At 61.8% G+C, this 21,899-nt stretch carries 15 protein-coding genes, 1 tRNA gene and 1 riboswitch; of the genes, 12 read left to right on the top strand and 4 right to left on the bottom strand.

The window, feature by feature from the left end; translation table 11 throughout:
- Positions 1 to 301 precede the first annotated feature (301 nt).
- Positions 302 to 377: transfer RNA gene (locus Q0J74_RS04810), tRNA-Pro, on the bottom strand.
- 199 nt (positions 378 to 576) lie between these two features.
- Here Q0J74_RS04810 and trmB point away from each other — a divergent pair.
- The 11 genes from trmB to rpoD all read left to right on the top strand — a co-directional run bounded on the left by trmB (position 577) and on the right by rpoD (position 16,038).
- Entirely contained in the window at positions 577 to 1,245 is a 669-nt protein-coding gene (trmB, locus tag Q0J74_RS04805) for a tRNA (guanosine(46)-N7)-methyltransferase TrmB (protein ID WP_297211391.1), read from the top strand.
- A gap of 85 nt (positions 1,246 to 1,330) precedes the next feature.
- The gene (locus tag Q0J74_RS04800; RefSeq protein WP_297211388.1) at positions 1,331 to 4,684 is read left to right on the top strand and encodes a PD-(D/E)XK nuclease family protein; all 3,354 of its coding nucleotides are present in this window, start codon (positions 1,331 to 1,333) and stop codon (positions 4,682 to 4,684) included.
- Positions 4,685 to 4,717: 33 nt separating this feature from the next.
- Positions 4,718 to 8,284 (top strand): helicase-exonuclease AddAB subunit AddA, encoded by a 3,567-nt coding sequence (gene addA / locus Q0J74_RS04795; protein WP_297211385.1) that lies wholly within the window; start codon positions 4,718 to 4,720, stop codon positions 8,282 to 8,284.
- Positions 8,285 to 8,416: 132 nt separating this feature from the next.
- A complete protein-coding gene (gene rpmE / locus Q0J74_RS04790; protein ID WP_297211381.1) occupies positions 8,417 to 8,623 on the top strand; it encodes a 50S ribosomal protein L31 in 207 nt (68 codons plus the stop codon).
- 87 nt (positions 8,624 to 8,710) lie between these two features.
- Positions 8,711 to 9,214, top strand: a complete 504-nt coding sequence (locus Q0J74_RS04785) for a flavin reductase family protein (RefSeq protein WP_297211379.1) — start codon at positions 8,711 to 8,713, stop codon at positions 9,212 to 9,214.
- Positions 9,215 to 9,248: 34 nt separating this feature from the next.
- Positions 9,249 to 10,541 carry a GTPase HflX gene (hflX, locus tag Q0J74_RS04780; protein WP_297211376.1) on the top strand — a complete coding sequence of 431 codons (1,293 nt, stop codon included), beginning with the start codon at positions 9,249 to 9,251 and terminating at the stop codon, positions 10,539 to 10,541.
- A 26-nt stretch (positions 10,542 to 10,567) separates the two neighbouring features.
- Positions 10,568 to 11,098, top strand: coding sequence for a GNAT family N-acetyltransferase (locus tag Q0J74_RS04775; RefSeq protein WP_297211373.1), 531 nt, complete (start codon positions 10,568 to 10,570; stop codon positions 11,096 to 11,098).
- Positions 11,095 to 11,727, top strand: coding sequence for a YigZ family protein (locus Q0J74_RS04770; protein ID WP_297211397.1), 633 nt, complete (start codon positions 11,095 to 11,097; stop codon positions 11,725 to 11,727). The genes Q0J74_RS04775 and Q0J74_RS04770 overlap by 4 nt, the downstream gene beginning before the upstream one ends.
- Positions 11,728 to 11,826: 99 nt before the next feature.
- Positions 11,827 to 12,831 carry a deoxyguanosinetriphosphate triphosphohydrolase gene (locus Q0J74_RS04765; protein ID WP_297211370.1) on the top strand — a complete coding sequence of 335 codons (1,005 nt, stop codon included), beginning with the start codon at positions 11,827 to 11,829 and terminating at the stop codon, positions 12,829 to 12,831.
- A 77-nt stretch (positions 12,832 to 12,908) separates the two neighbouring features.
- Entirely contained in the window at positions 12,909 to 14,687 is a 1,779-nt protein-coding gene (gene dnaG, locus Q0J74_RS04760; RefSeq protein WP_297211368.1) for a DNA primase, read from the top strand.
- Between the two features lie 115 nt (positions 14,688 to 14,802).
- A complete protein-coding gene (rpoD, locus tag Q0J74_RS04755) occupies positions 14,803 to 16,038 on the top strand; it encodes an RNA polymerase sigma factor RpoD (protein ID WP_297211394.1) in 1,236 nt (411 codons plus the stop codon).
- Between the two features lie 252 nt (positions 16,039 to 16,290).
- Here the strand turns inward: rpoD and Q0J74_RS04750 are convergent, their stop codons facing one another.
- The 3 genes from Q0J74_RS04750 to Q0J74_RS04740 all read right to left on the bottom strand — a co-directional run bounded on the left by Q0J74_RS04750 (position 16,291) and on the right by Q0J74_RS04740 (position 20,487).
- A complete protein-coding gene (locus Q0J74_RS04750) occupies positions 16,291 to 18,084 on the bottom strand; it encodes a Na/Pi cotransporter family protein (protein ID WP_297211365.1) in 1,794 nt (597 codons plus the stop codon).
- 185 nt (positions 18,085 to 18,269) lie between these two features.
- Positions 18,270 to 19,700: an MATE family efflux transporter gene (locus Q0J74_RS04745; RefSeq protein WP_297211363.1), complete on the bottom strand. Its 1,431-nt coding sequence runs from the start codon at positions 19,698 to 19,700 to the stop codon at positions 18,270 to 18,272.
- A gap of 166 nt (positions 19,701 to 19,866) precedes the next feature.
- On the bottom strand, positions 19,867 to 20,487 hold the full coding sequence (locus tag Q0J74_RS04740) for an ECF transporter S component (RefSeq protein ID WP_297211360.1): 621 nt from the start codon (positions 20,485 to 20,487) through the stop codon (positions 19,867 to 19,869).
- Positions 20,488 to 20,570: 83 nt separating this feature from the next.
- A riboswitch (FMN riboswitch) is annotated at positions 20,571 to 20,704 on the bottom strand.
- 149 nt (positions 20,705 to 20,853) lie between these two features.
- On the opposite strand from Q0J74_RS04740, the gene Q0J74_RS04735 reads away from it, so the two are divergent.
- Entirely contained in the window at positions 20,854 to 21,378 is a 525-nt protein-coding gene (locus Q0J74_RS04735) for an SLOG family protein (protein ID WP_297211357.1), read from the top strand.
- Positions 21,379 to 21,899 lie beyond the last annotated feature (521 nt).

The raw sequence follows: 21,899 nt of genomic DNA, 5'->3' as shown, positions 1-21,899 counted from the left end.
TATTGAATTTAAGATAGGTCAAAGATTGACTTATAGCAGGAGGGGTCCTGCTTTACGACCTACACAGCGTAGACATATGATCAGGAGTCGCCGACAACGGCACTGATAGAAACGGCGAAAATGCGGAAGTTTTCCTGTTAGGGATGGGTTAGGGATTTGGCGTTTTCAGGTGCAATCCTCAATCATGTGTCCGCCGCTTTTCTGCCCTTTGAACCGCCGCTGAACAGCAATCGTCCAAACTGCAAAAACAGAACAAAAAACGCAGAAAAACCGCCTAAAAAGGCGGTTTTTCTGCGAAAGGTGGTCGGAGTGCGGGGACTCGAACCCCGGGCCTCCTGCTCCCAAAGCAGGCGCGCTACCAACTGCGCAACACCCCGATATGAAAATTGTGGAACTGCCCGGGCGGTTTCTCCCAAAGCAAGCGCGCTACCAACTGCGCTACACCCGGATATGAAATTTTTGAACGACCGAAAGAACTTCCAGACACAGTTGCGGAGTTCATTATAATATATTCGCGTAGGGATTGCAAGAGGCCGATTGGATATGGTATGATGACTTTCACGAGGTGACCATACCATGCGAATGAGAAAGAAGCCGAATCTGATCCCCCGGATGGAGCGTTGCGCCCGGGTGCAGATAACTGACTCAGAGGAGCGTCGGGGCCGCTGGGGAGAGCTGATGCCGGAGGCGAAGGCGTTGCACCTGGAGCTGGGCTGCGGCAAAGGGAGATTCACCGCGGAGATGGCGGCAGGTATGCCGGAGACGCTGTTTGTGGCGGTGGAGCGGGTACCGGACGCCATGGTGATTGCCATGGAGCGGGTGTGCGCCCTGGAGCTGCACAACGTTTTTTTTGTGGACGCCGACGCCGCCCAGCTGCCCGCTTTTTTTGCCCCGGGCGAGGTGGACCGGATTTACATCAATTTCTGTGACCCCTGGCCGGGAAACCGGCACGCCAAGCGGCGGCTGACCCATCCCAATTTTCTGCGGCTGTACCGCCAGGTGCTGAAGGAGGGGGGAGACATTCACTTCAAGACGGACAACCGTGACCTGTTCGAGTGGTCCCTGCTGCAATTTCCTCAGGCCGGATTTTCCCTGGAGCAGGTGACCCGGGATTTGCACGCCGGCGGAATCTGCGGCGTAATGACCGACTACGAGGAGAAGTTCCACCTGCTGGGTACACCCATCAACCGCTGTGAGGCGGTGATGGGGCCGGAGTCCGTGTCCGATCCGGCGGCAGGCGAGTAAGAAAGAAAGACGCCCTCTGTGTGGGATACCTCCATGCAGAGGGCCGTTTAACAGACGGGATACGGAGAAGAGAGGGGAGCGGGATATGTTAAAGCTGCTGCTGGGCCGGTCCGGAACCGGTAAGACCCGCGCCATTTTGGAGCGGATGTCCTCCGGGGCGGGGATTCGCCCTCAGATCCTGGTGGTGCCGGAGCAGCACTCCCACGACATGGAGCGGGCGCTGTGCCGGATTGGCGGCAATTCCATCTCCCTGGGGGCGGAAGTGCTCTCCTTTACCCGCCTGGCCAACCGGGTATTTGCCCAATACGGCGGGCTGGCCGCCCCGGTCCTGGACGGCGGCGGCCGGCTGCTGCTGCTTCACATGGCCCTGGGCGGAGTGGCTGGCCAGTTGAAGCGCTACCAGCGTCCGTCCCGCAAGCCCGCCTTCCTCGGTGGCCTGCTGGCCACAGTGGATGAACTGAAAACCTGCCGAATTACACCGGAACAGCTGTGGAATGCCGGGGCAGAGAGCGGGGGTGAAGCAGGAGAAAAGCTCACCGATCTCTCCCTGATCTACGGGGCCTATGAGGCGCTCACCGCCCGGCAGGGGGCGGACCCCCGGGACAGGCTTACCCGCCTGGCGGAGGTGCTGCGTAGGGAGGACTGGGCTGGAGACAAGGACTTTTATCTGGACGGCTTTACCGATTTGACCCCCCAGGAGCGGGAGGTGGTATCCGCCCTGATTGACAAGGGGAAAAGCCTTACCGTGGCCCTGACCTGCGACAAGTTGGAAGAGGATGAGGCGGGCGGGGGAATTTTTTCTCCTGCCCGACGTACCGCCCGGCAGCTGCTGCGGCTGGCCGGAGAGCGCGGAATACCCGTGCAGATGGAGGTGCGGGAGGAGCAAGCCGGTGTGCGCGTCCCGGTGCTGACCCATCTGGAGCGGGAGCTGTTTGCGCCCAGGCCCCATCCCTTTCCGGAGGCGCCGGAGGGCCTGCGCCTGTTTACCGCCCTGTCCCCCTATTCCGAGGTGGAGTGGGCCGCTTCGGAGATCCTCCGGCTGGTACGGGAGGAGGGTTACCGGTTCCGGGAGATCGCCGTATGCGCCCGGAGTATGGAGGACTATGGCAGCCTGATCCAGACCGTGTTTGCCCGGTACGGGATTCCGGTCTTTCTGAGCCGGATGAGCGATATCCTGGAAAAGCCCATTCTGGCGCTGATCACCGCCGCTCTGGACACGGCGGCGGGGGGATACCGCTATGACGACTTGTTCCGCTACCTCAAAACCGGTCTTACCGATGTGAGCCAGCCGGACGTGGACCTGCTGGAGAACTACGCCCTTACCTGGAACCTGGAGGGGAGCGCCTGGAGCGGCGCCAAACCCTGGAGCAACCACCCAAAGGGTTACGGCCGGACCTTTACCCCGGAGGATACGGCCCTGGTGGAGCGGCTGGAGAACCTGCGGCGGCAGGTGATCCGCCCCCTGGAGGCCCTGCGGAAGAACCAGGACCGGACGGGAATCGGACAGGCGAAAGCCCTTTACAAGCTGTTGGAAGATGTGGGTGTGCCGGACCGGCTGACCCAGCGGGCCAAGGCTCTGGCGGAGGACGGACAGCAGGCCCTGGCGGAGGAGTACGTCCAGCTGTGGGATATTCTGTGCGGCGGTCTGGAGCAGTGCGCCCGAATTTTGGGGGAGAGTCCCATGGAGCTGGAGGAGTTTGCACGGCTGTTTACCCTGGTGCTCTCCCAGTACGACGTGGGTTCCATCCCCGTGTCGCTGGATCAGGTGACGGGGGGAGAAATGCCCCGGCTGGCCCACAAGAAGTACCGGGCGGTGTTTGTGCTGGGGGCGGACGACGGGGCCATTCCGGCGGCCGCGCCTGCTCCCGGCCTGCTCAACGACGACGACAGGAGTCTGCTGGCCTCCTACGGCCTGGAGCTGGCGCCCCGGTTGGGGGAGAAGCTGTACCGGGAGATGACCATTCTCTATGAGTGCTGCGCCATGGCCCGGGAGCGGCTGAGCATAAGCTGGGCCTCCGCCGGGCCGGACGGCGGGGAGCGGCGGCCCTCCTTCCTGGCGGAGAAGCTGCGCCTGCTGGTCCCCCGGCTGGAGCTGCTGGAGGAACGGCGGCTGGACGGGAGCTTCCGCCTGGCGGCACCCAGACCCGCCCTGGAGCTGGCGGGCCGCTGGCCCTGGGTGGGGGAGGCGCTGGAGCGGTTGCCCCAGTACGCCCCCCTGGTGGAGCGGATGAAGCGGGCGGCCAGCCTGGACCGGGGCCGCCTGCACCGGCGGGCAGTGGAGGCGCTCTATGGCAGCCGGGTTCCCATGTCCGCCTCCCGAATGGACAAGTACAAGGCCTGCCATTTTTCCTATTTCATGCAGTACGGCCTGCGGGCGGAACCCCGCCGGGCGGCCGGATTTCAGGCCCCGGAGTACGGTACCTTCGTCCACTATGTGCTGGAGCATGTGCTGCGCTGGTGCAGCGCGCGGGGCGGTATGGGACAGGTGCCGGCGGAGGAGCTGCACGCCCTGTGCGACCGGGCGGTTGAGGGATATGTGACGGAGGAGCTGGGCGGTCTGGAGGGGGAGAGTCCCCGGTTCCGCTATCTGTTCCGGCGGTTGCGCCGGTCTGTATACGCCGTGGTGGACAACGTGGCGGAAGAGCTGCGCACCTCCCGCTTTCAGCCCATCTCCTTTGAGCTGGGGTTTGGGAGCGGGCAGGATCTGCCGCCGGTGGAGTTGACGGTGGACGGAGTGACGGTGAGCATCTCCGGCTTTGTGGACCGGGTGGACGGCTGGGTGCATGATGGACGGCTCTACCTGCGGGTGGTGGACTACAAAACCGGCCGGAAATCCTTTGACCTTACCGAAATCTGGAACGGTATGGGCCTGCAGATGCTCCTCTATCTCTTTACGCTTGAGAAGCAAGGAAAAGAACTTTACAATATGGATGTAACCGGAGCGGGGGTGCTTTACCTGCCCGCCCGGGACGCTCTGGCCGCGGGGAGCCGCACCATGAGCGACCAACAGCGCCGCAAGCAGGTGGATGCCCAGCTGCGGCGGAAGGGGATTGTGCTGGACGACCCGGAGGTGCTGGCCGCCATGGAGGAGCCGGGGGCGGATGGACTCCGTTTTCTTCCGGTGCGGATAAACCGGGGCGGGAAGCTGACCGGGGAGGCCCTTGTGTCCGCCCAGCGGCTGGGCCGGCTGGCCCGCCACACCCAGCGGGTGCTCCGGGACATCGGCCGGGAGCTGGCAGCCGGCAACATCAATGCCGACCCCTTTTGGCGGGGGCCGGAGCACAACGCCTGCCAGTGGTGCGACTATGCCGCCGCCTGCCATTTTGAGGAGGGCAGGGGGTGCGACCGGCGGCGCTGGCTTCCCACCGTCAAGGGCGAGGATTTTTGGACGGCGGTGGAGCGGGAGACAGAGACACAGGACGGGGAGGAAACGCCCTGAGGGGCGAAGACCCGGCGAGAAAGGAGGCAGGCCATGGCCTTTTCCCTCACAAAGGAACAGCAGGCCGCAGTGGACAACCGGGGGGGCGGACTGCTGGTATCCGCCGCCGCCGGCTCGGGAAAGACCCGGGTGTTGGTGGAGCGGCTGCTGGCCCGGGTGGAGGCGGGGGCGGATATTGACCGCTTTCTGATAATCACCTACACTAAGGCCGCCGCCGCCGAGCTGCGCAGCCGCGTTGTGGAGGAGCTGTCCGCCCGGCTGGCCCGCCGGCCCGGCGACAGGCACCTGCGGCGCCAAGTAACCTTGGTCTATCAGGCCCAGATCTCCACCATCCACGCCTTCTGCGCCCAACTGCTGCGGGAGTGCGGCCCGGATGTGGAGGTGGACCCGGACTTCCGCCTGTGCGACGAGGGGGAGGCGGGCATCCTCATGCTCCGCGCCCTCAACGATGTGCTGGAGCGGCGGTATGAGGTTCTTACGGAGGAAGACGACTTTGCCCGTCTGGTGGATACCATGTCCGCCGGGCGGGATGACGCCAGACTGGTACAGATTGTGCTGGACATCCGGGGCCGGGTACAGGCCCATCCCCACCCGGCATCCTGGCTGGACGAGCAGCAGGCCGCCTTCACACTGGAGGGGATTTCCGACCCGGCCCAGACCCCCTGGGGTGCTCTGCTTCTGTCCGACGCCGCCGGACAGGCGGCCTACTGGCTGCGGCGGCTGGGGGAGGCCCTGGAGCTGTGCCGGTTGGACGAGAACCTGGCGGCCAACTACGGTCCCAGCCTCCGGGCCACCATGGCCGCCCTGAATGGCTTTTTGGCGGGGACCCGGCAGGGGTGGGACAGCGCCCGGGCCGCCCTGCCCATCCCCTTTCCCACCGCCGGCCGGAAGAGAATCACCGACGCCCCGGCCGCCGCCCAGCGGGTGAAGGATATCCGGAACGCCTGCAAGAAGCGGCTGGAAAAGCTGGAGGAGTGGTTTGCCGAGGACGGAGCCGGTCTGCTGGAGGGCCTGCGGGAGGTGTATCCGGCCATGCGGGGCCTGTTTGCCCTGGTGAAGGACTTCGAAGCGGCCTATACTGCGGAAAAGCGGCGGCGGAGCCTGCTGGACTTCTCCGACCTGGAGCACCTGGCGGTGACCCTGCTGGTGGGTCCGGAGGGGGAACCCACCCCCCTGGCCCGGCAGTGGAGCGGCCGGTATGAGGAGATCATGGTGGACGAGTACCAGGACACCAACCAGGTCCAAAACGCCATATTTACCGCTTTGTCCAGGGAGGGGACCAATCTCTTTCTGGTGGGGGATGTGAAGCAGTCCATCTACCGCTTCCGGCTGGCCGACCCCACCATTTTTCTTGACAAGTATCGACACTTTACCCCATATGAGAGGGCGGCGGAGGGAGAGGAGCGGCGGATCATCCTCTCCCGCAATTTCCGCTCCCGGCCGGAGGTGCTGGAGGGGTGCAACTTTCTCTTTCGGAACCTGATGTCGGTTCCTTTCGGAGAGATGGCCTACACCGCAGACCAGGCCCTGTATCCCGGCGCCTCCTATGAGCCGGATCAGACCTATCGGGTGGAGCTGGACGTGCTGGACGCCTCGGTATCGGACCGGGAGGAAGGGGAGCGGGTGGCCCGGGATCTGCTGGAGGCTCGCTTTGCCGCCCGGCGGGTGGGGGATCTGCTGGAGGCTGGCTTTCCCGTCTCCGACGGGGCGGGGGGAACCCGACCGGTAGTCCCGGCCGATGTGGTGATTCTGCTCCGCTCACCCAACACGGTGCTCCGCCACTATGCCCTGGCTCTGGGGGAGCGGGGTATCCCCTGGGAGGCGGAAGGGGGGGGTGACTTCTTCGCCGCCACCGAGGTGAACGTGGCCCTGTCTCTGCTGCAAATCATCGACAACCCCCGGCAGGACGTTCCGCTGGTGTCGGTGCTCCGCTCGCCGGTGTATGGATTTTCCGCCGACCGGCTGGCCGTGCTCCGGGCCGCTTCCCCCGGTACCGACCTGTATGCCGCCCTGGAGGCGGACGGTGGGGCGGACTGCGCGGACTTTCTGGCGGAGCTGGCCCGGCTGCGGCTGGGCGCGGGAGATCGGAGCAGCCATGAACTCATCTGGCAGCTGTACGACCGCACCAATCTGCTGGGTATTTTCGGGGCCATGGGGGACGGGGAGACCCGGCAGGGCAACCTGCTCACCCTGGCGGAGCTGGCCCGGCAGTACGAGGGTGCGGGCCACAAGGGCCTGTTCCGCTTTCTCACTTATCTGACCCGACTGCGGGAGAACGGCGGGCCGTTGGCCCTCCCCGGCACCGGGCGGGGGGGCGGCGGTGTGCGCCTGATGAGCATCCACAAGTCCAAAGGACTGGAGTTTCCGGTGGTTCTGCTGTGCGGCCTGGCCCGGCGGCTCAACCGAGAGGATATGAGCCGGCCCATCCTGTTCCACCCCAAGTTGGGGGTGGGTCCCAAGGGACTGGACCTGGAGCGGGGGGTGGAGTACCCCACCCTGGCCCGCACCGCCGTGGCCAGGCAGCTGGAAAAAGAGATGATGGCGGAGGAGCTGCGGCTGCTGTATGTGGCTATGACCCGGGCCAGGGAGAAGCTGATTTTGTCGGTGGCACTCACCGGAGGCGGAGCGGATCTGGAAAAGCTGGCGGGAGACGCGGCCTGCCCGGTGGACCCCCAGGTGCTGCTGGCCTGCCAGAATGTGGGCCAGTGGGTGCTGCTGGCTGCCCTGTGCCGCCCGGAGGCGGCGGTCCTCCGCCGGGCGGCAGGAGTGGAGGTGCCGCCCCCGGAGGGAGATTTGGGTCCGGCGTGGGATGTGCGCTTTGTGGACGCCACCCCCCTCCTGGATGCCCCTGAGACTGGCTCCGCCGCCGCCCCGGCGGAGGCGGAAGCGGCAGGGCGTGACCCGGCGGCGCTGGCGGACCAGCTGGCCTGGCGTTATCCCTATGAGACCAGCGTGGCGCTGCCCTCCAAACTCACAGCCACCCAGCTCAAGGGCCGGGGCCTGGACGAAGAGGCGGCGGAGCAGGCGCCCCGTCTGCCCCGGACGGGTACCTTCGGCCGGCCTCGGTTTGCCGCCCGTGAGTGGGGGCTTACCCCCGCCCAGCGGGGAACCGCCCTCCACCTGGCGATGCAGTACCTGGATTTTGAGCGGGCCTGTACCACAGAGGGGGCGGCGGCGGAGATCGCCCGACTGGTGGAAGGGGAGTTTCTCACTCCCCAGCAGGGGGAGGCTGTGGAGCCGGAGCGGGTGGCCGCCTTCTTTCAGTCGGAGCTGGGCCGGGAGCTGATGGCGGCGGTATCCCTCCGCCGGGAGTTCAAGTTCTCCATTCTGGTGCCGGCGGCGGAGTATGTGTCCGGCGCGGCGGAGGGGGAGGAAATTCTCCTCCAGGGGGTGGTGGACTGCTGCTTTGAGACCCTGGAGGGTATCACCGTGGTGGACTTCAAAACCGACCGGGTGACCCGGCGCACGGTGGCGGAGCGGGCGGAGCATTACCGGCCCCAGTTGGAGGCGTACAGCCGGGCGCTGGCTGAGATCACCGGGAAGCAGGTAGTCCGCCGGGTGCTGTGGTTTTTTGCCCTGGACCAGGCGGTGGAGCTGTAGGCGGAGAAAAGGCGAAAAAATTTGAAAAAATGCTTGCAATCCCCGAGCCTTTGTGCTATCCTATTCTAGCGTTTATAAGGCGTGGAGGTTTGCTGCGCCGCCTCACCCGAAACGAGAAAGAGGTGAACACACATGAAGGAAGGCATTCATCCCAATTACGGGCAGACAACGATCAAGTGCGCCTGCGGCAACGTGATCGAGACCGGCTCCACCAAGAAGGATATCCGCGTTGAAGTCTGTTCCAAGTGTCACCCCTTCTTTACTGGCAAGCAGAAGATGGTGGATACTGGCGGACGTGTCAGCCGCTTCAACAAGAAGTTCGGCCTGGACAAGAAGTAAGCTGGTCGAAAGAGCCCGTACCGAAGCCGGTACGGGCTCTTTTTCTCCACATCCGCATACAATGGAATCTGACAGGAGGGAAGCGCCATGTTTGAGAAGATTGACCCCAAAAGCCTGGAGCAGAATGTGTTTTCCCTGATTGGGGAGCGGTGGATGCTCATCACCGCCGGCACCGGCGAGCGGTGCAACACCATGACCGCCAGCTGGGGCGGCCTGGGAGTGCTGTGGGGTAAGCCGGTGGCCACCGTATATATCCGACCCCAGCGGTATACCCTGGAATTTGTAGAGCGGGAGGAGCGGTTCACCCTGTGCTTTTTCGGGGAGGAGTACCGCCGGGCCTTGGCCCTGTGCGGCTCCAAAAGCGGCCGGGATTTGGATAAGGTAAAGGAATGTAACTTTACGGTAGAGACGGTGGACGGTGCGCCCTATTTTCAGCAGGCCGACCTGGTGCTGGTGTGCCGGAAGCTGTACTGGCAGGACATGGACCCCGCCCACTTCCTGGACGGGGAGATCGACGGCAAGTGGTATCCCCAGAAGGACTATCACCGCATCTTCATCGGAGAACTTGAGACGGTATTGAAAAAAAAATAACGCCGGGGCGGCTGACCCCGGCGCGGAGGAATCAATGACAGAGAACCAAGAGAAAAAAGCCATCAACCGGGCGGTGCTGGTGGGCCTGAACGCCCACTGCCTGCCCGAGACGGAGAATGCAGACGACTCCTCCATGGAGGAGCTGGCCGACCTGCTGGAGACCGCCGGCGGGGAGTGTGTGGGGGTGGTATTCCAGAACAAGGACGCCCCTGATCCCCGCACCTTTATCGGGGAGGGAAAGGTGGCGGAGGTCAGGCAGCTGGTGGAGGCCATGGAGGCCGACCTGGTGATTGTGGACAACCCCCTCTCTCCCTCCCAGCAGCGGGCGCTGTCGGAGGATTTGAAGGTGCAGGTATTGGACCGGGCGGCGCTGATTCTGGACATTTTCGCCCAGCGGGCCAGGACCAAAGAGGGCCGGCTTCAGGTGGAACTGGCCCAGTATCAATATCTGCTGCCCCGGCTGCTGGGTATGTGGACCCATCTGGAGCGGCAGGAGGGGGCCATCGGCACCCGGGGACCCGGTGAGACCCAGCTGGAAACCGACCGCCGGCACATCCGGCGCAAGATCCAAAAACTGCGGGAGGAGCTGGAGCAGGTGCGGCGGGTGCGCGCCACCCAGCGCGCCCGCCGGGAGAAGAACGAGGTTCCGGTGGTGGCCATCGTGGGCTACACCAACGCGGGGAAGTCCACCCTGCTCAACAGGCTCACCGGGGCGGCCATCCCCGCCAACAACCGGCTGTTTGATACGCTGGATACCACCACCCGCACCCTGGAGATTTCCGACACCTGCACAGTGCTGCTCAGCGACACCGTGGGCTTTATCCGCAAGCTGCCCCACCACCTGGTGGAGGCCTTCAAGGCCACCCTGGAGGAGCTGAGCTATGCCGATTTGCTTCTCCACGTCATTGATACCTCCAACCCGGAGTGGCGGGCGCAGGCCGACGTGGTGGAACGGCTCATTGTGGAGCTGGGGGCGGAGAGCACCCCCCGCATTGATGTATTTAACAAGGTGGACCGCTGCCCGGGAGAAATCCTCCCCCATGGGGAGGATATTGTGTCGGTATCCGCAAAAACCGGACAGGGGCTGGATCAGCTGCTCCACAAGATCGGGGAACGGCTGGATACCGGCGCCCAGAGGGTGGTGCTCCGTATCCCCTACGACAAGGGCGGCCTGGTGGATCTGCTCCACCGGGAGGCCAAGGTGGAGCGGGTGGACTACGGCGAGGCCATTGAGGTGGAAGCCGTGTGTACCCTCGTCCAGCTGGGCCGGCTGAAGGAGTTTGTGGTGTCCGGCTGGACGCCTCCCACGGAGTTTTGGGAGGACTGAGCTGGCCCCGCCAGGAGGAATTTATCATGGAACTGCAAACCAAACGTCTGCTCCTGCGCCCCTTTACCGAGGAGGATGCAGAGGGCCTGTATGCCTATGCCAGCCATCCGGAGGTGGGACCTCCGGCGGGATGGAGGCCCCATGAGAATGTGGAGGAGAGCCTGCGGGTGATCCGGGAGATCTTTCTGCCCTCCGATACCCTGGCGGTGGTGCGCAGGGCTGATGGCCGACTCATCGGCTCGGCGGGGTTCGTGGGCAAGCACCGCACCGAACTGGGTGTTCCAAGCGAGGAGATTGGCTACTCCCTGGCCCGGGACTGCTGGGGGCAGGGCCTCATTCCAGAGGCGGTAAAAGCTGTTATGGAAAATGCCTTTACAGAACTTGACTATCAAGCTCTGTGGGCTGCCTATTATGATGGAAACCAGAAGTCCAAGCGGGTGATGATAAAATGCGGCATGACCTACCGGCTCAGCCGGGTGGAGCCGGTGATTCAGCTGAATGAGACCCGGCTGGCCCATTATTTTGCCATCACCAGGAGGGAGTGGATACGGCGATGACCGAGTACCAGATCCCCACCGCCCCCGGCCAGGCTGAACTGGTGGAAAAGCGCTCCCGGTTTATTGGCCACGTCTGGCCGGTGAACAGCGAGGAGGAGGCCCGGAGCCACATCGAGGCCATGCGCAAAACCCACTACGACGCCCGCCACAACTGCTGGTGCTACCGCATTCGGGAGGAGGGCGTGGAGCGCTATTCCGACGACGGGGAACCCCAGGGGACAGCCGGTCAGCCCATGCTCAACGTCTTTCAGCGGGAAGAGGTTACCAATGTGTGCTGTGTGGTGACCCGCTACTTCGGCGGTGTTCTGCTGGGGGCGGGAGGGCTGGTGCGTGCCTACACCCAGAGTGCCAAGGACGCCCTGGACGCCGCCGGAATTTCAGTGGTACGCCGGTGGATTGAGGTGACCGTCCCCTGTCCCTACCCCCTCTTTGACCGGGTGCGCCAGGAGGTGGAGGCCCAGGACGGTGTGGTGGGAGAGACAGAGTATGGGGTGGAGGTGACCCTCCGCGCCCTGCTGCCGGAGAGCAAGGTAAATTCCTTTACAGATCGTCTCACCGAGCTGGCCGCCGGTGGCCTGACTCCGGTCCTGTCGGGGGAACGGTTTCGGGGTGTCCCCAGAAAATTATGAATAAACCGTAAATCTTTTGGAAGAAGGAAGGGTTTTTTCCGGAAAGGGAGTATATAAAGGGATAGACCGGTAGGAAAAGAGGGAAGGCGGTGATCCCCTTTGATACTCAGAGCGCAGATGGAACAGCGGGAGCGGGAGACCCTGTCCCCCCGTGCCTGTCTGTCGGCCCAGTCCAGGGGGCGGCTGCGCCCCGTGGCGGAATGTCCGGTACGCACCTGTTTTCAGCGGGATATTGACCGGATCGTTCACTCCAAGGCCTTCCGGAGGCTGAAGCACAAGACCCAGGTGTTTCTGGAGCCGGAGGGGGACCATTACCGCACCCGGATGACCCACACCATCGAGGTCAGCCGCATTGCCCGTACCATTGCCCGGGGGCTGGGCCTGAACGAGGACCTGGCGGAGGCGGCGGCCTACGGCCACGATCTGGGCCACACCCCCTTCGGCCACGCCGGGGAGCGGATTCTCAATGAGATTATGCCCGGCGGCTTTGCCCACAATGAGCAGTCCCTTCGGGTGGTGGACCGGCTGGAGCAGGACGGGGAGGGGCTGAATCTCACCTATGAGGTCCGGCGGGGCATCCTGTGCCACACCGGGCCGGATCAGGCGGAGACTCTGGAGGGCCAGCTGCTCCGCCTGGCAGACAAAATTGCTTACATCAACCATGACATTGACGATGCCATCCGTGGAAAGATCATCTACCCCATGGACATTCCCCTGTCGGTCTCCCAGGTGCTGGGGTTTACCCACTCGGAGCGGATCAACACCCTGACAGTGGATATCATGACCCAAAGCGACGGAAAGGATCGGATCGTACAATCCCCCGCCTGCCGGGACGCCATGCACCAGCTGCGGGAGTTCATGTTTGAAGCAGTCTACCGCAATCCAGTGGCCAAGGGGGAGGAGGGGAAGGCCCAGGATATGCTCCGCCGCCTGTTTGAGGCCTATGTAAAGGACCCGGACAGGCTGCCTTCGGAATACCAGACCATCCGGGTGGAGGAGGGAGTGGAGCGGGCCGTGTGCGACTACCTCTCCGGCATGACGGACAAGTACGCGGTGGAGCAGTTCGGAGAGCTGTTTATTCCCAAGTCCTGGGGTGTGAAGTGACCTCGCCTCCGGCGGCCGCCCCGCCCAGGTATGAGTCTGGTACTTTTTGGAAAACATAGTCGGAAGGAGGACATGCCGTGGCCATCCCGGAACAATTTATTGACGAGCTGGTGGCCCGCAGCGACATTGCCGAGGTGGTGTCCTCCTATGTACACCTGAGCAGGAAGGGGAGCAATTTGTGGGGGCTGTGTCCCTTCCACAATGAGAAGACCCCCTCCTTTTCCGTCTCGCCCGACAAGCAGATCTACCACTGCTTTGGCTGCGGCAAGGGGGGCGGGGTGATCTCCTTTGTGATGGAGATAGAAAACCTGTCCTTTCCCGACGCGGTGCGGCTGCTGGCCCAGCGGGCCGGTCTGGAGGTGCCTGATACCGGCGCGGACGAGAGCGGCAGAAAAAAGCGGGCCAGGGTGCTGGAGGCCAACAGGCAGGCCGCCCGCTTTTACCACGACTATTTGAAAAGTCCCGGCGGCCGGCGAGTGGCGGACTACATCGCCCAGCGGCAGATCAGCGCCCGGACCGCTACCCGCTTTGGTCTGGGGGCGGCGCCGGAGGGCTGGGACGGGCTGACGAAGGCACTCACCGCCCAGGGCTTTGACAAGATGGAGCTGATTGACGCCGGCCTGGCGGTAGCGGGGAAAAACGGCGGAATTTATGACAAGTTCCGCGCCCGTCTGATGCTCCCCGTCATAGATGTGCGGGGGGACGTGGTGGGTTTTACCAGCCGGATTCTGCCGGGGGAGGAGGGGGCCAAGTACCTGAACACCCCGGAGACCATTGTGTTTCACAAGGGCCGGCTGGTCTACGCGCTCAACCTGGCCAAGAACACCAAACGGCCCAACCTGATTCTGGTGGAGGGGAACATCGACGTGATTACCCTCCACCAGGCGGGATTTGACAATGTGGTGGCCACCATGGGTACCGCCCTCACTGAAGAGCACGCCCGGGTCCTGGCCCGGTATACCAAAGAGCTGGTGCTGTGCTACGACAACGACACGGCGGGCAAGAAGTCCACCCAACGGGTGCTGGATATTCTGAAGAACGCCGACCTCGCCGTGCGGGTGCTGCAACTGCCCAACACCTATGACAGCGCGGGTAATCCCCTGAAGCAGGACCCGGACGACTTCGTAAAAAGATTTGGACCGGCGGCTTTTGAAAAGTGCCTGAATGGCAGCGCGGGGCAGAACGACTACCGGCTGGAGGAGCTGGCGGCCCGCCACGATCTGAGCGGGGAGGAGGGGCGGCTGGCCTATCTGAAAGAGGCGGTGGAGGTGGTGGCCGCCCTCCAAAGTCCCATTGAGCGGGAGATTTTCGGCAACAAGGCCGCCGCCGCCGCCGGCATTTCCGGGCAAGCCTTTGCCCAGGAGGTTGCCCGGTACCGAAAGAACCGGACCTGGCAGGCCAGAAAGCGGCAGGAGCGCCGGGACCTGACCCCGTCGGTCCGGGTCCAGCCCAGGGCGCGGGAGCTGCGGTACACCAATGTCCGCTCCGCCCGGGCGGAGGAGGGGCTGCTGCGCCTGCTGCTGCTGGAGCCTGCTCTGTTCCCGGCGGTGGAGCACCTGGAGCCGGAGCAGTTTTCCGCCCCGGCGCTGGCCAAGATCTACACGCTGCTTCGCCAGCGACACCAGGCCGGACGGGAGCTCCGGCCGGCTTCCCTGGCGGGGGAGCTGACGGCGGAGGAGATGAGCTGTCTGGTGGAGATCCTGGACCAGCCGGCGGGCCTGTCCAACAGTGAGCAGGCCCTGCGGGATTACATCGAAACTATAGAGACGGAAGCGCTGAAGCGGGGCGGGTCGGAGCTGGACCCGCTGCTGGCTGCGCGGGAGAAATTCAGAGAGAAAAAAGCGTATGGAGGATAGCCGCATGAGTGAGAAGAAGGCCACCGGCAAGAAGGTACACACCCTGACGCTGGAGGATCAGAGCAAGATGGCCCGGGAGAATGCCAAGAAGATGGAGCAGGGCAAGATCGAGGTCATGAAGGTGGTAGAGGGTGTCCAGGGCGCCGAAAAGCTGGCGGAGCTGATCGAGCGGGGCAAGAAGAACGGCAAGCTGTCGGCCAGCGAGCTGATGGATGTGCTGGAGAACATGGATCTGGAAAGCGAGCAGATGGACAAAATCTACGACACCCTGGAGAATCTGGGGATTGACACCGTAGGGGATGACTATCTGCCCGAGCTGGCCGACGATGTGGTGCCTCCTCTGGAGGAACTCAATGAGATTGAGGAGCTGCCGGAAGAGGAGATCGTGGACCCCAACACCCTGGTGGACTCCTTCGGTATCGACGATCCTGTGCGGATGTATCTGAAAGAGATCGGCAAGGTCAATCTCCTCACCCCTGACGAGGAGGTGCAGCTGGCCCAGGATATGGGGGCCGGTGACGCCGCCAAGGAGCAGCTGGAGGAGCTGGAGGAGGCCCGGGCCAACGGTGAGGAGAGCCCCCTCACCCCCGAGGAGGAGCAGGAGCTGCGCCGCCTGGAAAAGCGGGGAGAGGCCGCTAAACAGCGCCTGGCGGAGGCTAATCTGCGCCTGGTGGTGTCTATTGCCAAGCGGTATGTGGGCCGGGGCATGCTGTTTTTGGATCTGATTCAGGAGGGCAACCTGGGTCTTATCAAGGCAGTGGAAAAGTTCGACTATACCAAGGGCTATAAATTCTCTACCTATGCCACCTGGTGGATTCGCCAGGCCATCACCCGGGCCATTGCCGACCAGGCCCGCACCATCCGTATTCCGGTCCACATGGTGGAGACCATCAACAAGGTCATCCGAGTTTCCCGGCAGCTGCTCCAGGAGCTGGGTCATGATCCCTCTCCTGAGGAGATTGCCGAGGAGATGAGCATGCCGGTGGACAAGGTGCGGGAAATTTTGAAGATTGCCCAGGAGCCGGTGAGTCTGGAGACCCCCATTGGCGAGGAGGAGGACTCCCACCTGGGGGACTTTATTCCCGACGAGGACGCCTCAGAACCCTCCGAGGCCGCCTCTTTCACCCTGCTGAAGGAGCAGCTGGTGGACGTGCTTGGTACCCTGACTCCCAGGGAGGAGAAGGTGCTCAAGCTCCGCTTCGGCATTGAGGACGGCCGCACCCGCACGCTGGAGGAGGTTGGCAAGGAGTTTAACGTTACCCGGGAGCGTATCCGCCAGATTGAGGCCAAGGCCCTGCGGAAGCTGAGACATCCCTCCCGGAGCAAAAAGCTGAAGGACTTTTTGAACTGAGCACACACCCGGCCGCGCGGAGCAGGTATGGCGTCCCGTTTTGTTTGAACTGCTGTCCGTCAAGAGAACTATAAAAGCAGAGCGCATTTTGACTTTCCCTTTGCACTTGTGATATTTTTGTCTTTGCGGCATAATAAAGCTCCCTCCATGATTTCAGTGGATTAATCATGGAGGGAGCTTATTAACTTCCGGCGGTATGATACTGCCCGCACCATCCCGGACCTTACGCATATCGAACCGGGGGATGCTGCATTATGGACTGACTGCGGTCTCCTCCGCAATGGGGGAAAAGTACTTTTCCCGATACTGGCTGAAAAGCTGGTCGAACTCCGGGTTGACGCCGCCGTGGTGCAGATCCCGCATATAGGCGTGGGCGTCGATGCGCACCTTATCGTCCTTGGAGGAGGTCTGACGGACGATACGCAGGGCTACGTTGGAGCAGTGGTCGGAGATGCGCTCCAGATTGATCAGCAGCTCCAAAAACTGAGTGCCGAGCTCTACTGTGCATTCACCGGTTTTGAGACGCTCCACATGGCGGTTTTTCAGGGTGTCCGCAATCAGGTCCACCACCTCCTCCAGCGGCTCCACCTGGACAGCCAGGGACCGCTGACGGCTCTGATAGCAGGCGATGGTCTTATCCAGGGTCTCCAACACGGCGGCGGCCATCTGATCCAACTCTCCCTTGGCCTGGGCGGAGAAGACAATGCCCCGCTTGCGGAGGATGGAGGCGCATTCGGAGACGTTTACTGCGTAATCGCCGATCCGCTCAAAGTCGGAGAGGGTGTGGAGCAGTTCGGACACCTTTGTGCTCTCTTCCTGGGACAGGGCGCGGTCGGTGAGCTTGACCAGGTAATTGTCCAGCAGGCCCTCCAGCTTATCCAGGGCGGTTTCGGTCTCATTGAGCCGTTCCAGCTTCTTGGCGTCAAACCTTTCCACCAGCTCAACGGACAGACGGAAATTGTCCCGGGCAAATTCTCCCATCTGCACCACCGCGTCGTGGGCTTTCTCCAGCGCCAGGGAGGGGGAGGACAGAAAACGGTCGTCCAACACCGACAGTTCCCGCTCCTCGGTGTCTCCCGGCACCACCAGCTTTACCAAGCGCACCAGCTGCCGGTTAAAGGGAAGCAGCAGGATGGTACAGGCCACATTGAAGGCCAGGTGCAGGTTGGCGATGGAACTCATGTTCATAATGGAGGTCCAGAAGGGGAAGCGGAACAGAGCGTTGCATGCGTAGAGCAGCACCAGGAAGAAAACAGAACCGATGATATTGAAGAACAGATGGATCATTGCGGTGCGCTTGGCGTTGCGGGAGGCACCCACGGAGGAGATCAGAGCGGTGATACAGGTGCCGATGTTCTGACCCATAATCAAGGGCATAGCGATGTGGAAGGAGACCACACCGGTGGTGCTGATGGCCTGCAAGATGCCCATGGATGCGGAGGAGGACTGGAGAAGGGCGGTGATCAGCGCCCCCACGGCCACCCCCAGGAAGGGATTGGAAAACGCGGTAAACACCGACTGGAATTCCGGCAGTTCCTGAAGGGGCGCCACCGCGGCGGACATGGTGTTCATCCCGATGAACAGCAGCCCCAGGCCCAGGATGATCTGCCCGATGGTCTTCTTGTGTCCGCTCTTGATAAACATGTAAAAGATAATGCCGATAACCGCCAGAATAGGACCCAGGAACGAGGGATTGAGGAACATCAGCGCCAGATTATCCGACGAGATGTCGCCCAGGCTGAGCAGCTGGGCGGTGACGGTGGTGCCGATGTTGGCGCCCATGATAATGCCCACCGTCTGCTCCAGTTTCATGATGCCGGCGTTAACAAAGCCCACGCACATGACAGTGGTGGCGGCGGAGCTTTGAATCAGGCCGGTGACTACCGCGCCCAGCAGCACGCCTTTGATTACGTTGCTGGTCAGACGCTCCAGAATATGCTCCAATCTACCGCTGGACAGCTTTTCCAGGCCGTCCGTCATGGTGGACATACCGAACAGGAAGGTAGCTACAGCGCCCAATACGGCGATGATGTTTCCTAACTCCACAGTTCTCCTCCCAATCTGGCCCAACAGCCAAATAATTACAAGCTGCGACAAGTTTACACAGCAATATTATAGACCTCCCGCCCGCCTTCGTAAATGGCGCCGGCGGTTTTTTGGGAAATTTGGTGGTTGTGCCAAAATGCAGAAGTGTTTTTTATGGGAAATTCAGGAGAGTGAATTGAGAACCCTCAACCGTCCTGGGGCAGCGGTCCGTCCGCCGGATGCGGGGTCTGCCGGAGGCTGCGGTAAGTGCGCACCAGCACCGCCGCGGAGATCAGAAAGGTGAGAAGATCCGACACCGGCATGGAGTAGAGCACGCCGTCCAGCCCGAAGATCCCGGGAAGGAGTAGGGCCAGTCCAACCCCAAAGACGACCTCACGGATCATGGACAGCGCGGTGGAGAGGAGAGACTTACCCAGAGCCTGCAGATAGATGAAGGCCGCTTTGTTCACCGTGGCCAGAACCATCATGCACAGATAAATCCGGAAGCAGCGCACAGCAAACTGGGTATAGTAGATGCTCTCATTGGCTGCCCCGAACAGTCCGATAAGCGTCTGAGGGAACAGCTCCACCACCAGCAGCGCGGCGGCTCCTACGGCGGCCTCCGCTGCCAGCAGGCGGGTGAGCAGGCCTGCTGCCCGGTCCCTTCGCTCCGCGCCCAAATTGTACCCGATGATGGGAATACAGCCGGCGGCCATTCCCACCGCCACGGAGATGACAATCTGGAAGACCTTCATTACAATACCCAGCACCGCCAAAGGGATCTGGGCATACTGGGCCTGGGAGAAGATGGGGTCCTGGGCGCCGTACTGCAAGGTCATGTTTTGAATGGCGGCCATGGCGGCCACCAAAGAAATCTGGGACAGGAAGCTGCAAACACCCAGGGGCAGATAACGCCTGACCAGGCTGCCGTGGAGCCGGAGGCAGCGGCCGTCCAGGCGGATGGCCTTCATATGGCACAGGTACCAGACGGACAGGAGGGCGGTGAGGATCTGCCCCAGGATGGTGGCCACCGCAGCCCCCATCATTCCCCAACGGAACAGAAAGATGAATACAGGGTCCAAAACCAGGTTGACGGCGGCGCCAGCCAGGGTGGCGGCCATGGCGAACCGGGGGCTGCCGTCAGAGCGGATGATGGGATTCATAGCCTGTCCGAACATGTAAAAGGGAATTCCCAGAGTGATCCAGAAGAAATATTCTTTGGCGCAGCTGTAGGTCTCGGCGTTGACCTGGCCGCCGAACATGGTCAAAATCTGGGTGGAGAAGGCCAGGTAGCACAGGGTCAGGGCCGCGCCCAGTAAAAGGCTCATCAGGACGGCGCTGCCTACGCTCTTCCCGGCCCGGTCGGTCTGGCCGGAGCCCAGGCTGATGCTGACGAAGGCGCAGCAGCCGTCTCCGACCATTACCGCGAGGGCCAGGGCCACTACAGTCAGGGGGAAGACCACCGTGTTGGCTGCGTTGCCGTAGGAACCCAGGTAGCTGGCGTTTGCAATGAAGATCTGATCCACAATGTTATAAAGGGCGGCCACCAGCAGCGAGATAATACAGGGGACGGCATAGCGCCGCATCAGCCTGCCGATGGGCTGGGTAATCAGAAAGGTGTTGGTTGCTTCGTGCATCAGGGACAGCCTCCTTTTTTGTCACAACGGATATGGATAAGAAAAAGCGTGTGGCCGAAAGCTGGATTTATGCCTTCGGCCACACGCTATATATGCATTATAATGTACCGGTCGCCTTTTTTCAAAGGCAGATTTCAACAAAACTGTCCCTGCGCACCAGGCATGCTCATGCCTGGCCGGCGGTCTTCCCGCTCTCGGGGGCAAAGGCGCCGCCATGCACAATGTGCCGGGAGACCACCTTATAGACCAGGAAGGTAATCAGGGAGTTGACTCCCGCCTTGATCAGATTGAAGGGGGCAATGAAGGGGACCAGCAGAGTGTCCACATAAGCCCGGCTGGCGGCCACAGCGGCGGAGTCGCTGATATCCGGGGTGATGAAATAGGGGGTGAGGAAGTGGTTGAACACCATCATGGCCCCCGTCATGGCCAGCACTCCGGCGGCCAGCGCGGCCACCGCCCCGGCGCGGGTGTGGCGGAGCTTGTAAATGGTACCGGATACCAATACCAGAGTAGAGGTGGCAAAGATATGCATGGCGATACCCATAAAGCCGCTCTGGGCGCTGACGGTAAATCCCTGAATCAGGCTGGCCACCACCGTCAGCATGATGCCGGCCAGCGGGCCGTAGGCAAAGGTACCGATCAGAATGGGAATGTCGGCTGGGTCATATTCCAAAAACGCCACCGGGGCAAAAATGGGAAAGTGGACCAGATAGACCAGCACAATGGACAGGGCAACCAGCATAGCCATAACGGCCAGCTTTCTGATGCGGGCGGATCTTGCGGACATAAAAAACACTCCTTTCACAGACAGAAACACCTGAAAGACCATGCCTTCCAGGTGTTAAAATCCAAGGAGCGTGCGCAATTTCAACACATCTTCTTCCATCCAGACTTCGCGCCCCACGGTGCGCGTCACTGTCGGTCCCGGAGTTGCACCGGGTCAGCCCATACGGCTCGCGGACTGTACCGCCGATCGGGAATTTCACCCTGTCCTGAAGACAGTTCATTCAGTTGTTTCACGCCTATTATACACAGGTGGAGGAGAAAAGCAAGTACCAAATCAAGGAGAAAACGAATGTTCGATATCCGTTGACTTGTCCCCCTGGATATACTACAATGAAAACAGCAAACTGTTCATATGGAGGGCGAAGGGATGGAGCGGGAGATTACGTGCAGCTTTACCGGCCACCGGCCGGAAAAGCTGCCCTGGAGGGACAACGAGGCCGATCCACGGTGCGTGGCGCTGAAAGTGCGTCTGGACCGGGTGGTGAAGGAAACCTATGACAGTGGGATGCGGCATTTCCTGTGCGGTATGGCCCGGGGGGCGGATTTCTATTTTTGCGAGTCGGTGCTCAAGCTGCGGGCAGAGCATCCGGATGTGACGCTGGAAGCGGTGATTCCCTGTGAGGAGCAGGCCGCCCGCTGGCGGGAGCGGGAGCGGGAGCGATATTTTGCCCTGGTGGAGCGCTGCGATCAGGAGACCATGGTACAGCGCCACTTTGACAAGGGCTGCATGCTGCGGCGCAACCGCTATCTGGTGGATCACTCGGCGCGGATCATCGCGGTGTATGACGGGATGCTGGGTGGCACCATGTACACCCTGACCTACGCCATGCGCCAGGGGTTGGAGGTTACGATTCTGGACCCTGAGGAGGAGAAACCATTTCGTGCGCTTTGAAGGAGCGCGGAGAGTGGGATGCACGAGGAAGCCAAATTCGTATTATGTATACGAAAATACGGCGGATGCCGAGGCGCCAGTGCCTGAAGAGAGTTGTGGATAACTGTGTGGATAAGGTGGAAAACTGTTGCAAAAAGAGGAGAGCAAGGGTGTGGAAAAAGGTGTGGACAATGTGAATAACTATTTGTAAAAGGCGTTATGAGACTGCATTATGTAAACGATAGGGATAAAATTCCAGCTCAAAAAAGATGGAAAAATCGGGGGAAAAGAGGGAAAGCGCGGCACCATTTTTTGCACGAAATAAAAAAGAAAACCGGAGAGGCCAAAAATGCGGGGGGACTTTTTGCCGGACACAGGGGAGAAATTTGCAGCCGCTCAGCCAAAATCGGGAGCGAATACGGTCTGTATTCGGGAGGGAGGAAAGAAATTTAAAAATAATTTTGGAAATGTAGGTTTGTCAAACATATTGGACAATGAACTCAGCAGGCGAAAGCCAGCCGAGAGGCCTCATAGGGAAGTTG

This window comes from uncultured Flavonifractor sp. (assembly GCF_944387675.1).
Classification (GTDB): Bacteria; Bacillota; Clostridia; order Oscillospirales; family Oscillospiraceae; genus Flavonifractor.
The sequence above is the reverse complement of the archived record's forward strand: the minus strand, read 5'-3'. Positions and strand labels throughout refer to the sequence as shown.